The sequence below is a fragment of the Gardnerella sp. KA00243 genome, from assembly GCF_049244105.1.
In the GTDB taxonomy this organism is placed as follows: domain Bacteria; phylum Actinomycetota; class Actinomycetes; order Actinomycetales; family Bifidobacteriaceae; genus Bifidobacterium; species Bifidobacterium leopoldii.
Map to the genome: position 1 here is coordinate 181,429 of NZ_CP058375.1, position 14,280 is coordinate 195,708.

The following is a 14,280-nucleotide window of genomic DNA, read 5'->3' on the forward strand; positions in this document are numbered from 1 at the left end:
CTATCTAAACAGGTCTATTTAAAATTCTATCATTTTTTGTTATTTTTCATAATATTTTTCAGTTTGAAATTAGTTTAAGCTGTAAAATTTCCTACGGGGGGGGGGGGGGTGCTCTAAATGAAAATTTCTTGCGAAATGTTATAACAACATATATTTTTTCGAAAATTTTTATTATTTTCGTAACTTGCTATATGGCTTATGGTGTGTCGCAGATATGTGATTGGGTAATCGCTGAACAAATGTTGTAGTTCATTACCTCACTATAATTTTGATACTAAATCGTTTAGTGCTTTATCGAATTCAGACATTCTGTTTTCTTGATTAAAGAATGGAAGACCTATAATCTTGTATCCTCTTCCTAGAATATCGTTAATCTTGTAGTTGTTTTTAATCTGCCCTAAGAATTTTTCTTTCCACTCATCTTCAAATAAAAGTTGACTACCTTTAGGCTCAACATATGCTTGATATGTTTTAACATCCTCATACTCTTTCTCACGAATAAAGAGCAAGAAATCAGGCTCAAAACGTTCGCCTGAATCAAACGAATAAATGGCAAGCTCAGGGATTCTCTCATTCTTAATAAGATAGTATTCAAGTCCTTTTGCTCTAAGCTTCGGCTCCGTAAAAGTCGAAAGAATGTGAGCATTTGGAATGTTGAAAATCCAGCCTAGGGGTGCTTCTAGGATGTTTTTATGCTCAAAAATCAAGTTATCAAGCCAATCTTAAACCTTTTAACGATAGCCTTTCCTATCGTTAAAAAGTGCACTTATTTTGCCTATACATCTGTTTATGTATGGAATAAAATCCTGTGGATTGTCGGATGATTTTTAGCTACAATTATTTTGTAGATTGCATATATGCATTCTTTGTCCATAATTTACATCCCGTCAGTTTTATTAGACTCAAAGATGATTTGTACTACGAGATGAATGAATATTGGGCAGATGATAGTGAATAACAGAGTGAAGATTGAACATGATAATCGTAGCTGCAATTAGGTAAAGATTAAGTTGTAGAGGAGGCATAAATGAAGCATATCAAGCATTATGCTTTTTTGACTGTGGTAGTTTGCATTATGTCACTTATTTCAGGTCGTAAGAATCAAAATAGTTTTAGCGATAATAATAGAGAAGTAAAAACAGAAAATAAAAAGTCTGCAAGGAATGAAAAACACTCAGAAAATAATGAAGATGTTGACTGGAAAGAGATAAGTAAAAATGGTGTTGATGAAACTTTGCTCATAAAAAACATAGATGAAAAGGTTCTCACATATGTGGCTAAACAATTACAAAATCTATGCGATGAGATTGGTGAAAAGGGGATCAAAGATAAATACCATTGGCTGACAGGACACTGGTATAACGATGTAATATATTCTAAACAATACAAGAGTGTTGTGTCGTTGGGTAAAAAAGCAATGAAACCATTGTTCCTAATAATATATAAAAGCAAAGAGGCTGGAATGTATGAATGGGTTTGTAGTAAAGCGTTAGATGAAATATCTGGTTTTGATTTCTCGGGATTAAACAATGGCGTAGGCTGGAGTAATTCTAAAGAATTTTTAAAGGCATTTACCGATAAAATTATTGAACAAAAAATTAGCAAACAAAAAAATTAACAACTCTCTGTTTACAATTGTCTTGGACGCCTACTAGGCAAGGTGAGACTGAGTTATTATCAAGTCTCTTATTTGTGATTGCTAGTGGAGAAACTCGTAGTAGTTTTAGGATGGTTTCTCACGGCTTTAGATGCAAATTTTGCTTTTTTTTAAACGAGAGTATAGTGTTATCAAATTTGTCAAATAAGCTATTGGATTTGTGTAGTTTGTAGTGAATTATTTAAGTTGGATAGCAATTTGCAAGTAATCATGCGAGTATTTATGTAAGTTTGCATTATTTTGAAAAAGTTTTAGGGGAGAGTTAGTTGCTGTGAAGACGATTTTTAGCAAAGATAATATTTTTATTCGTATGAGATCTATTAGTCCGGCATTGCGATGGGCGCTTGTTGGCTTTTGTTTTTCTATGCTCGGCAATCAGGCGTATGAAGGCTCGGTTTTGCCTTCGATTATTATTGTTGGCTTGCCGGCTTGGGTGATTGGTTTTCGTAAGACTTTTATGACGGTTGCCGATTTTCTTTCGCCATGCTCTGGTTGGATAGTTGATAAGCTTGGCGGTTTTCGCGCTCTTGCAATGACTGAAGGCGTGGAAGGCGTGCTCAGCTTGCTGCCGCTTCTTATACCTTGCTCTTCTCCAGCATGGAAGTGGTCGCTTGTGGCTCTTTCTTGCGCGTTGTTGATTACCGGGCAAGTGATTGATATCGCTAGCGAAGTTTTCGAGGTTGATGCTGCCGGCGGCGATGACAGCATGATTGTCAACTACAGCGGCATTGTGAGTATTTTGGCGAGTGTTACAGGAACCTTGCTCGGCTCTCCGCTTGGATCTTGGATTGCAAGCTGGTCGATTCCTGCGGTTTTGATTTTCTCGTCCGTGACTTCTTTTGCGGCTTGTGCTACGCGATTTATTATGAAACAAGATATTTCGCAAGCGTCTTGTGCAGAAGAGGAAGCGTTGCAAGATGTAGAGAATGAATCGTCAGAATCGCAAGAAAATCAAGAAAAGCAGACGGAACTGGAAAATAAAGCAGATTCCAAATCTGCAGATAATCAATCTACTATTAAGAAATCTGCGAATCCATCGCTCAAGAGTAAAATCATGCTTCTTGCCGGATCTCTTTTGGTTGCTTTTATTCCTGCATGCTCTGTTTCTTATATTCTTCTTGGTCTTGGTAAGCAATATGGCTCTAAATCCTTAACAATACTGTATATTTTCAGTGGCGTAGGAAGCGTGCTTGCGTCCGTTTTATATGCGCATTCGTCTCAAAAACTCGGTTTAAGAAAAATAGCGGTTTTAGGAATTGTTGTGAGCTTGCTTGCTTATTGCTTTATGTTTAGTAGTCTTTTGCCAATAATGTGGGTTGCATTCTTCCTTGAATCGATTGGTGGAATGTTGTTGGTGGAGCCGATTATTGTTGCGCGTCAGATTCTGTTCAAAGGAAGTGCGCTCGCTAAGTTTTCTGGTTGGGCGCGCCTTGCGTTTGCGATTGGTGCTACTACTGGATCTTGGATTGGATTTGCATTCTCGTCTACGTTCCAATGGCATCTGTTGCCTATACTTGCGCTGATTTTTACTGCCGGTTTGCTGGCTGTTTTGCCACAGCTGCCGAATACCAGCTATGCGGCGCTCGCATGATTATTTGTAATATTTAATATTGAATATAGTTATGACCTTAATCACATGGTAGTTTTTGCCTATATTACTTGAATTATTACGCGGGGGGGGGGTATCCTTTGCTCTGTTAACAAGCTCTTTTACAAGATGTGAGTTTATGTCTGCAGAGCGAGTTGAAGAGAAAATATACAAGTGAGGACTGCTAATGGTTAAGAAAACACAAGCTGCTAAAAACGCTTTACATGTGTCTAAGAATTACGCGTATTTGAAGCCGAGTACACTTCGTTCAATGGCGAAAGAGATAAGTGGAACTCGTTTAGAAGCATGTAAGTCGTATGCGGTTTCACGTTTACCGAAAATTGCTGTGACTGCAACATTGGCAAGCTTGCTTGCTTGTGGTGCTGGTTTGCCAACTCATCAAGCTTGGGCTAATGGTTTTAATCTTCCTGATGGTAGCTATAGGTATGCGAATCGTGATTCTTCTGCGAAGGTGCAGAAATACGTAGATATTAACGCAGTTCCTTGTGATAAGAATAAGGAAACTGATAAAGACAAGGCTGATAGGGCAACATTCGGTCAGTACTATAAGGTTGAGTACCAGTTTAATTCTCATGGTGAATGGTGGGGCGGTCGACCATTCTGGTGGGCGAGCGTGCCTAATGGCGTCACGATTGTAGACGATAGCATTACTTTGTATAAGGACGAAGAGTTGACTGGTGGTTCGGCTTCTCAAAAAACAGGTACACAATATACAAAGGCTGCTTGGGATCAGTCTGTAAGCCGTTTCTGGTTTGATAATAATAAAGCGCAAGGTGCTGAATTTAAGAGTAACTGGGAAAGAATGACCGGTGAAGCCGGCGGTTATGATAAATCTGGTGATACTCTCGATACTTCTAGGGAGTATAAGAATGCTACTAGCGCTTTGATTATTAACTGGGAGAGTAGAGGCAATAGAAGATCTAAGATTAGCTTCGTTATTAAACTGAATAATAAAACGGAGCCTTTGAAGTTTGCTGCAGGTGTGTATCAGGTACTGGGTAACTGGCATTACACTGTTGGTAAGGTTGCGCTTGCGCCGACGTTGCCAGAGTATTCCAAGGAATTAGAACTTGCTTATCCTAAAGATAAAGTAGAGGTTGATTCTTCGAAATATGGCAAGAACCTTGCACAAGACGAAAAGAATAATGTTCTTACAAAGTTGTGGGAAGCTAATAAGAATAATGCTGATGTACTGAAAAAGCTTAAAGATATGCCGGAAGTTCCTACTGAAGAGGCTTTCAAGAAGGCTGTAAAAGTCAATAACGATGGTAGCGCAACGGTAACGTACAAAGATAACTCTACGGATACTATTTTTAAGGAGAATCTGACTAAACGCTACGTGCCATTGTCAGAGCGCACAAAAATTACGTATCCAGCTTTGACTTCTGTGAAGAATCCAACTGCTCTTGATCAGTCAGAGAAGAAGCAAGTTGAAGATGCTATTAAGAATGCTAATAAAGATAAGAATATCAAGAGTGTAACTGTTGATGCTAACGGCAAAGCGACTATCACGTTTGATGATAAAATTGGCACTCCTTCCACTAAGACAATTGAAGGCAAGTATCTTGTAAAGAAGCAGCGTTCACTTGCGGATAAGTTTACGCCGTACTATCCAGTTCCAATGGCTGTTGGAAACCCACAAGGGTTGACTCAAGGTGAGCAAACAGAACTTGTGAAGAAAGTTTATGAAGCCAATAAAACTAAAGCTGACTTCATAGATGCAATTGGTAAGCCTAACAATCTAGAAGAAGCTAAGAAATCTATTACAGTAGATAATAAAGGCAACGTGACTATCACTTATACTGATAAGTCTACTGATAAGCTCGATGGCAGCAAGCTGGTGTATCAGCGTAAGCCACTCGCTGATTTGACGAATATTACACTTCCAGCTCGTATAGCTGTAAAAGATGCTAAGGCAATTCAAACAGATGAACAGTCAAATATTAGACAAGCTATCTTAACAGCCAATAATGACCTTCAAAGCAAGCTAAAAGGTAAGAATGAAAATAGTGCTATCACATTTGATGATAATACGCATACTATGACTGTTAAGTTTAATGATGATTCAACTTCTACCTTCGACTATTCTGAGTTGGTGTATACCAAGGGTAATCCAGAAAAGCCAACGCTTAAAACTGGTGTAAATAAGAATGGTTATACATATAACATAACTAAGATTGCTATTACCGATAAGGATAAGCCGCAGGCTGCTGATTGGAATACTTTTGCCCGTAGGTTTATTCAAGATAACTGGAAAGCTAAAAATGGTCAATCTTCGATAACAGACGATTTTATTAATAATGAACCTTCTCTACTTCCTATGTTTAGTTCTCCTGATACCAAGTCTTCAGGTGGAATGCAGCTTTATAAATATAAGGATAAGTGGGAAGTTAAAAATGGTTCCCAACTTAATTTGTCAAATGCTAATTTTGGTAATGGAATAGTCTCTATTTATCTGGGTAGTGGCGGAATTGAAGTTAAGAGCCTTAATGGATTTAATCTAGGAACCGTTTTTACTCTTACTAAGGACGACTGCTTTGTATCTAATGCTGCCGCTCCTAATCCTGAAAAGCTTAAAAAGGAAGCTAATGATCTTATTGACAAGATTCTTAAGAAAAATGGCTTGAATGATCAAGAGATTAAGAAGTTCAAGGAAGATCATCAAGGTGAAATCAACAATATTACTAAGCCAGAAGATGTAGACAAGATTATTAAGTCTGCTGATGAGCATGGTAAAGATGAGAAGAAAAAGAAAGATGCTCAGAAGCAGATTGAGAATGCTCAGGGTAATCTTGGTTTGACTGAAGATCAGAAGAAAGAACTCAAAAAGAAGATTGGTACTGAGACTGATCCTGAAAAGATCCGTGAGAAGATAAACGAGTTCCAAAAGGATCAGGATCAAAAGAAACAGGAAGAGCATAATAAGCAGCAGCAACAAGCTGATCAGCAGGCTGAGCAGGAGAAGCAACGGCAGCAGCAGAAAGATGATGCGAAGGTTGATACTGATATACAAACTCAGAATCAGCAAGAACAGCAAGACACAGGCAAGGCTGAAGAAGCTAAGAAGACAGCTGAACTTGAGAAGCAAAAGCAGGCTGCTATTAATGAAATTAACGGGAATGACAAACTCAAGCCTGAGGAGAAAGAGCAGTTTATTAAGCAAGTTAATGAAGCTCAGAATGCTGAAGGTGTAAAAAAAGCCAAAGATGATGCTACACTAAAGGGCAATCAGAATCAGGCTGCTGCTGATAGCAATAATAACAATGGTCTTAATGCTGCTAAGGCTGCTGCTAAAGACAAGATTAGTAAGCTGAATAATCTCAGCGAACAAGATAAGCAGAAGTATCAGGGTGAAATTGGTAACGCTGGAAATCTTGATAAAGTTGCAGAGATTCTCAACAATGCTGAGTTTGAGGATGCTAAAACTGCAGCTAAGAAGAAGATTGCTGATCTGCAGAAGAATGGTGATCTTACGCAAGATGAGTCTGAAGGTTTCAATAAGCGTTTAGACGATTCTTCTACCGACTCTATACAAGACATTGATTCCATTCTTCAGGAAGCTGAGCTTGCAAAGACTAGAAAAGATGCGAATACTGCAATAGATACTCTTAAGAATCTTAATAATGCACAGAAGAAGGCTCTTAAGGAAGAAGTTGCAAATCCTGAAACTAACCCTCAGAGTAATTTAGACACTATCGAAAAAGTGAAAACCGCTATCACTGCTGTTGTTACTAAGGCTAAAGAGCTTGACGGCAAGATGAAGTCGCTCAAGGATCTTGTGACTCTTGTTAATGGCCAGAAGTCTACTCTTACAGCAAAGCCTGATTATAAAGATAATAAGAAGACTGCTTTTGATAGTGCGTTCACGAATGCATCTACTCTTGTTGATGCAACTAAGGGTATGAATGCTGATGGTGCCAAGGTTGATGAGATTAAGAAGGCATTAGAAAAGGCTGTTCAGGATCTCGGTGGCAAAACTGTTGATAAGTCTGCGCTGCAAACACTTATTAACAATGATGCTGATTTCAAGAAGACGATTGCTTATATTAATGCAGATCAGACTAAGAAAATTACTTACAATGAAGCTATTGCTGATGGTAATGCAGTGCTTACTGATGCTAATGCAACTGCTGAGAAAGTAGCTCAAGCTGTTGATGCTATCAATTCTGCTAAAGCTGCTCTTGATGGCAAAGTTAATACAACTGAACTTGAGCAGAAAGTTGCTGAGGCTAAGAAGCTGAAGAAGTCGACTAACCCTCAATCTGCTGGCGATGCTAAGTATGAGAATGCTTCTGAAGCAAAGAAGCAAGCTGTTGATTCGGCTTTGCAACAGGCTGAGTCTGCTCTTGCTGATGCTAAATCTACAGCAACTCAAAAACCTGGTGAGGCTGCTAAGACTCCTGAGCAGAAGCAGAAAGCTGTTAATGATGCATTAACTCAACTTACTAATGCCATTAACGCTCTTGACGGTAACGACAAGACTCAATTGGTAACAAAGCTCACAGAAGTAAAAGATAAGAAGAATGATGTTTCTTATAAGAATGCTTCTGCTGGGAAGCAAGCTGCTCTCGACAATGCTATAGCTTCTGCAGAAGGCATTGTAAAGAAAGCTGGTGCAACAGCAGATGAGATTACTCGCGCTATCACTGCTCTTACGAATGCTGTTACTGGTTTGGATGGTCATGATGCTTCTGGTTTGCAGGCGGCTGTGACTGATGCTGAGTCGAAGAAGAAGACTGTTGCTTACACGAATGCTTCTGATACTAAGAAGACTGCGTTTGATCAGGCTTTGCAAACTGCTCAGACTATTCTTGCTAAGAAGGGTGCAACAGAGAAAGAAATTTCTGATGCTACTACTGCTCTTAAGAATGCTGTTACTGGTTTAGATGGTCATGATGCTTCTGGTTTGCAGGCGGCTGTGACTGCTGCTGAGTCGAAGAAGAAGACTGTTGCTTACACGAATGCTTCTGATACTAAGAAGACTGCGTTTGATCAGGCTTTGCAAACTGCTCAGACTATTCTTGCTAAGAAGGGTGCAACAGAGAAAGAAATTTCTGATGCTACTACTGCTCTTAAGAATGCTTCTAGTGCTCTTAATGGAACTGTAGATACGTCTAAGTTGCAGGCTGAAGTTGACAAAGTTGATTCTTTGAAGAAGTCCGTACAGTATACGAATGCTGTTCAGGATAAGAAATCTGCGTATGATACTGCTCTTGCTGCTGCTGAGTCTACTCTTGCTGATGCGAAGAATGCTCAATCAACGAATAATCCTGAGCAGAAGCAGCAAGCTGTTAATGATGCGCTACAGCAACTTCAAACCGCAGCTGCTGCACTAAATGGTGTTGATATTGCTGATTTGCAAGCTGAGATTGCTCTTGAGAATAGTGTGAAAGAATCTGTAAAGTACGTGTATGATACTGCTGAAAAGCAGCAAACATATAATAAGGCTTTGCAAGATGCGAAGGAGCTTATATCTAAGCTAGCTGATCCTGCTGGTAAGGGCGTGGAAGTTGCTGCTAAGTCTCAAGCAGATCGTCAAGCTCTTGTTAATACTGCATTAAAGAATCTTAAGAATGCTAAAGATGCTTTGAATGGTGTTAATAAGACGGTATTGCAAGCTGAAGTTGATGATGATTCTCACTTTAGCAAGTCGTTTGCCTACTTGCTTGGTGAAGCTCCTGATTTGGATGTGTATAAGAAGGCGTTGGCTGAAGCTAAACGTGTGCTTGCTGATCCTAATGCTACCCAGGCTCAAGTTGATGCTGCGTTGAAGGATCTTCAGGCTGCAAAGAACAGTATTGCGAATAAGTATAACGGTGCTGGAACCGGCAATATTGGTTCTGGTTCTGGAACAGGCAATGTCGGAACAGGTAATGCTGGAACTGGTAATGCTGGAACCGGCAATACAGGAACTGGTGATACTGGTTCTGGTTCTGAAGCTGGTTATGGTGTGAATGATAATGCGCCTACTACTGTGGATAAGGGTGAGTTGAATGTTCAGATTCAGGGTGCTGAGTCTGATTCGCAGCCTGGAAATGCTGGTAACGGTAACGCTGGTGCTGGTGCTGGTGCTGGTGCTGGTGCTAATACTGGTAATTCTGCCAACGTAGCTGGTAACGCTGGTGCTGGCGTAAACTCTGGTAATGCAGGTAACACTGCTAACACCAATGCTGCCAACGCTAACGCTAATAATGCTAATGGCGTAAATTCTGCTGCTGTGAATGCTGCTGTTGAGAATAATCCGGCTGTGAAGCAGGCGGATGCTCAAGTTGCTAAGGCTCAGGCTGCTCTTGATGCTGCTTTGGCTGAGGCTAAGAAGGTTGCTGCTGATCCTAACGCTACTCAGGCTCAGGTTGATGCTGCGGTTAAGAATCTTTCTGCTGCTCGTAAGGCTTTGGCTGCTGCTAAGGCTCATGCGGCTGATGTTCGTGCTTCTGTGCGTGCTCAGGTGTTGAAGAGTGGTAGTGTTGCTCAGCTTAGTAAGACTGGTAGTGACGTGTCTGTGTTTGGCTTGTTTGCTGCAACTCTTAGTGCTGCTGGTGCTGCGCTTTTCTCGGCTAAGCGTCGTGGTACTTCTCGTCATAGTAATAAGTAGAATATTTGCTAGCTGGTCTGGTTATTGCAGATCAGCTAGTTTTAGAGCTGCTTAATGCTTGTTTAATTGTATTCAGTAAGTTTGCTGAGTATCGGGTTAATTAGCATAATGAAGTTAATGTAAAACGTGCCTCACTTTGCGTCTTTTTTACTCCGCAAAGTGAGGCATTTTGCTATTTTAGTTTGCGATTACACGGGAAGTTATTGTTGCTTACTATATCTTAAGAGTTATCTTGCTTACAAAGCACTTATTGAAGTGTTTAGTCACTGAGTTGCTAAGTTATTGAAATATCGAAACATTAAAGCTTAACGATTTGCATATATATGCATCCTTATGTATAATCTTTAAAAAATAAAATCTTGCAAGTGCTAATACACGTAAAAGAGTATAAAACATTCTGCACAAATTACTATACAGGAGACTCTCATGCACAAGATTGTTCAAAAATGGAATAACATTGACCTTATTTTACGCATTGTAATTGGTCTTTTTCTCGGTGCTGCGCTTGGTATTTTTGTGCCAGCTCACGTCTATGTGCTAGATCTTATGGGAAAACTTTTCGTCAGTGCGCTTAAATCTGTTGCGCCAATTTTGGTATTTTGCCTAGTTATTGGTGCGCTTGCGCAAGCAAAAAGTGTTGGCAATATGAAATTGGTAATAGGGCTGTACACGCTATCTACGTTTACTGCAAGCCTTGTAGCTGTATGTGCTGCTATGATTTTCCCTGTTGATTTTACTTTTGCTCATGTTGCAGCAGCCTCTTCGCCGTCTCCTCAAGGAATTGGTGAGGTGCTTAATTCACTTGTGCTAAATATTGTTGTTAATCCTGTAGATGCTCTCGTTAAAGGTAACTTTATTGGTATCCTCTTCTGGGCGATTGCTTTCGGCGTTGCTCTGCGATTAGCCGAGCCTTCTACAAAAGCATTTTTCGATAACGTTTCGTCTGCTATTGGAAAAATTGTCCACTGGATTATTAACGCAGCACCTTTTGGCATTATGGGTCTTGTTTATACAACAGTTGCAAGTAACGGTCTTCGTATTTTTAGTGAGTATGGTTTCGTTATTGCTTTGTTAGTAGGCACAATGGCTGTTGTTGCTTTGATTCTTAATCCTATTTTGGTTTTCGTGCTTACGCGTAAGAATCCGTATCCTCTTGTTTTTAGAACTTTGCGCGATTCGGGTGTTACAGCGTTCTTCATGCGTTCTTCTGCTGCAAATATTCCTGTGAATATGAATTTGTGCGAAAAGCTTGGATTTAACAAAGACAATTACTCTGTTTCAATACCGCTTGGTTCAACTATTAATATGAGCGGAGCTGCTATAACTATTTCTATCATGTCTTTGTGCGCTGCTCACACGCTTGGTATTCGCGTTGATATTCCAACGGCTGTGATTCTTTCTGTGCTTTCTGCAGTTTCTGCTGCAGGCGCATCTGGTGTAGCTGGTGGTTCGCTTTTGCTTATACCTCTTGCATGCTCGTCGTTTGGTATTTCAAACGATATCGCTATGCAAGTAGTTGCTATTGGTCTTATTATTGGTGTTATTCAGGATTCTTGCGAAACCGCACTTAACTCTTCCACAGATGTTCTCTTTACTGCGGTTGGTGAATATCGTATGTGGCAGCGTGCAGGTATTAAGTTTAAAATGGGCAGGGATCACGAGACTGTGCAACTTAAAAAGTAGCTGTTCTAGCTGTTGCTAGTTTTTGCTAAGTATTCTTGCTAGTGCGCGTTCTTACGTTTTTACGTTTTATGAGCGTGCACTTTTATTATATTTGGATGTTTATTGTAAATGAATCTAACGGATGTTCAAATAAAATAGTAGAAGTGGAATCAGTATTTTTAGCGCGCATTAGACTTTAGGGAAGTGGTAGGTTGTGTTTGCAGGAATGCTGCGGTTGATCCACGCGTTTGCTGCGATTATACTTCCGCTTCCTATTGTGGTTTCTCCGCCTAAGATTGTTGCGTTTGCGTAAATTACAACATTATTCCCAATATTTGGATGTCGCTTTCCACCTTTTATAGGATTTCCGTTCTCGTCTAGCGCAAAACTTTTCGCACCAAGCGTTACTCCTTGATAAAGCTTAACATGTTCGCCGATTACAGTTGTTTCGCCGATTACAATGCCAGTTCCGTGATCAATGCAAAAATATGCACCAATTTTTGCTCCTGGATGAATGTCAATTCCGGTTTTTCTGTGAGCATATTCGCTCATAAGTCTAGGAATTAGTGGCACGTTAAGCTCATAGAGTGCGTGAGCTGTGCGGTGAATAAGCATTGCGTAAAAACCAGGGTATGCGAGCGTGACTTCTACTTTGCTTGTGCAAGCAGGATCGCCTTCGTATATTGCTTGAATATCTGTTAAAAGTAACTTTTTAATTGCAGGAAGTTTATGTATGAATTGATTGCAAGTTTCTTGAATTTTAATTGAGTTGCTTGTATAGGATTGAAGTTCGTGGAATATAATGCGTTCTATAGTGTCTAACGCGTTTGAAGTAACGGTATTCAAAGTAGCATTGAGTTGCGCAGTATCGTTACTTACATTGCGTGCATGCAACTCAGGCAAAAGTAACACCTGAGTTGCATGTATGAGCGCAATAATATTGTGATAGTTAGGTATGAATGTAGCTTGCCTTATGTCAGAATCATGAATTGAATTGAGTTTGTTTATAAGGTCAAGATGCTCATTCATACATTAATCTCCAGTATTTTTTGTTTTCTTTATTTTCTCGTTTTAATTACTAATTAATATTTGCATATATTATTTAATCAAAACTTGCGTGTTTATAGTAGTGCTACTAAATACAGTTAGTTTTCAAATAATGCAGTAGACAAGTATCTATCTCCTGAATCTGGAAGTATTGCAACGATGGTTTTTCCCGCATTTTCTTCTCTTTTTGCTTCTTGGATTGCTGTCCAAACCGCAGCTCCGGAAGAAATGCCTACGAGAACGCCTTCTTTTTTGCTTATAAGCTTGCCGCTTTCAATTGCGTTTTCATTTGTTACATGAACAATACGATCGTAAATGTTTTGGTTGAGCACATCTGGCACGAATCCTGCACCGATTCCTTGAATCTTGTGCGCTCCTGGCTTGCCGCCTGCGAGCACAGGGGAGTCGGCTGGTTCTACTGCAATTACTTCAAGCTGCGGATTTTGCTCTTTTAAATATGTTCCTGTACCAGTGATTGTGCCGCCTGTTCCAACACCAGCAATGAGAATATCTACGTTTCCATTAGTGTCTTGCCAAATTTCTGGGCCGGTTGTGTTGTAGTGCGCGTGCACATTTGCTTGATTGGTAAACTGTCCTGGAGTCCACGCGTTTGGCGTGTTTTCAACGATTTCCTTCGCTTTGGCAATTGCGCCTTTCATTCCTTCTGCAGCAGGTGTGAGCACGAGTTCTGCCCCGTATGCTTTCATAAGTTTTCGGCGTTCAATAGACATGCTTTCTGGCATTACAATAATGCTTTTGTATCCTTTTGTTTGTGTAATCATTGCAAGACCAATGCCAGTGTTTCCAGAAGTTGGCTCAACAATTACTGAGCCTGGCTTAATTGTGCCTGTGGTTTCTGCTTCTTCAATCATCTGCTTTGCGATGCGGTCTTTTACGGAACCTGCTGGGTTGAAGTATTCGAGTTTTACGAGGATTTTTGCTGCTAGATTGTACTCTTTTTCAATGTGAGTAAGCTCCAGAAGTGGAGTGTGACCTACGAGTTCTTGCACGGACTTGTAGATGTTAGACATAATATTTCCCCTTACTTGTTTGTCTTGTTTAATTTAATTTGTTTAATTTTGTTTATTTTTAATTTTTAAAAAATAATTTTTTATTAATAAAGAGACTGTTGTTTATTAGTTGTTTCTAAAAATGCCATTTATCTGTTTAATATCTAATCCGTATTAAATTGTTATCTTTTCAACGTTTTATATTCGAATTTTGGCATAAAAAAAGAAACAGCGCGCTGTTTCTTAAATCGTAATTTGCTGTGTTCTAACGTAAATGCTTTTAACACAGGCTAGATGTTATGCACAGTTAGTGCTTGAAAACATCATTTCGATTAAGAAATGCGCAACAGCATACGTTACAACAACAATTTGTCATCATATTTGTATGATACATGTGCACTCCTTTACTCGTCGAAATGGTGATAAGTGGAAACTATAGCGAATGGATTTGCGTTTGTCAAACTTAATTTAAGTTCGCTAATCTTAATTTGTGCTTTATGATCCTATTTTATGTTTGTCAAACTTAATTTTAAGAAATTATATGTTACTTTCACGTATCTTCGTTATTGCTGCTTTTGAGAGTTGGTTGTTTAGCAGATTTGATAGTTTATTTGCGAGTTATCTCATACTGGAATTTGCTAAGTTTGTTTGTTATAATTGGCATGTTAATTCGGTACGGAAGTTGACAAACTGAGATCAT

General features: G+C 39.5%; 7 protein-coding genes. 4 read left to right on the forward strand and 3 right to left on the reverse strand.

The features are described from left to right. Positions 1 to 260: 260 nt before the first annotated feature. Positions 261 to 707, reverse strand: a complete 447-nt coding sequence (locus tag HXT50_RS00810; RefSeq protein ID WP_421776907.1) for a hypothetical protein — start codon at positions 705 to 707, stop codon at positions 261 to 263. A gap of 320 nt (positions 708 to 1,027) precedes the next feature. Here HXT50_RS00810 and HXT50_RS00815 point away from each other — a divergent pair, with 320 nt between their 5' ends. From HXT50_RS00815 to sstT, 4 genes are all read left to right on the forward strand, one after another. Continuing rightward, the gene (locus HXT50_RS00815) at positions 1,028 to 1,618 is read left to right on the forward strand and encodes a hypothetical protein (RefSeq protein WP_421776908.1); all 591 of its coding nucleotides are present in this window, start codon (positions 1,028 to 1,030) and stop codon (positions 1,616 to 1,618) included. A gap of 310 nt (positions 1,619 to 1,928) precedes the next feature. After that, positions 1,929 to 3,248 carry an MFS transporter gene (locus tag HXT50_RS00820; protein ID WP_004107187.1) on the forward strand — a complete coding sequence of 440 codons (1,320 nt, stop codon included), beginning with the start codon at positions 1,929 to 1,931 and terminating at the stop codon, positions 3,246 to 3,248. A 184-nt stretch (positions 3,249 to 3,432) separates the two neighbouring features. Further along, on the forward strand, positions 3,433 to 9,861 hold the full coding sequence (locus HXT50_RS00825; protein WP_421776909.1) for a GA module: 6,429 nt from the start codon (positions 3,433 to 3,435) through the stop codon (positions 9,859 to 9,861). A 426-nt stretch (positions 9,862 to 10,287) separates the two neighbouring features. Beyond that, positions 10,288 to 11,544 (forward strand): serine/threonine transporter SstT, encoded by a 1,257-nt coding sequence (gene sstT / locus HXT50_RS00830; RefSeq protein WP_421776910.1) that lies wholly within the window; start codon positions 10,288 to 10,290, stop codon positions 11,542 to 11,544. Between the two features lie 168 nt (positions 11,545 to 11,712). Here sstT and epsC read toward each other — a convergent pair whose 3' ends face one another. Further along, positions 11,713 to 12,552 (reverse strand): serine O-acetyltransferase EpsC, encoded by an 840-nt coding sequence (gene epsC / locus HXT50_RS00835; protein WP_004119974.1) that lies wholly within the window; start codon positions 12,550 to 12,552, stop codon positions 11,713 to 11,715. 116 nt (positions 12,553 to 12,668) lie between these two features. Beyond that, on the reverse strand, positions 12,669 to 13,601 hold the full coding sequence (cysK, locus tag HXT50_RS00840; protein ID WP_421776911.1) for a cysteine synthase A: 933 nt from the start codon (positions 13,599 to 13,601) through the stop codon (positions 12,669 to 12,671). Positions 13,602 to 14,280: the final 679 nt, after the last annotated feature.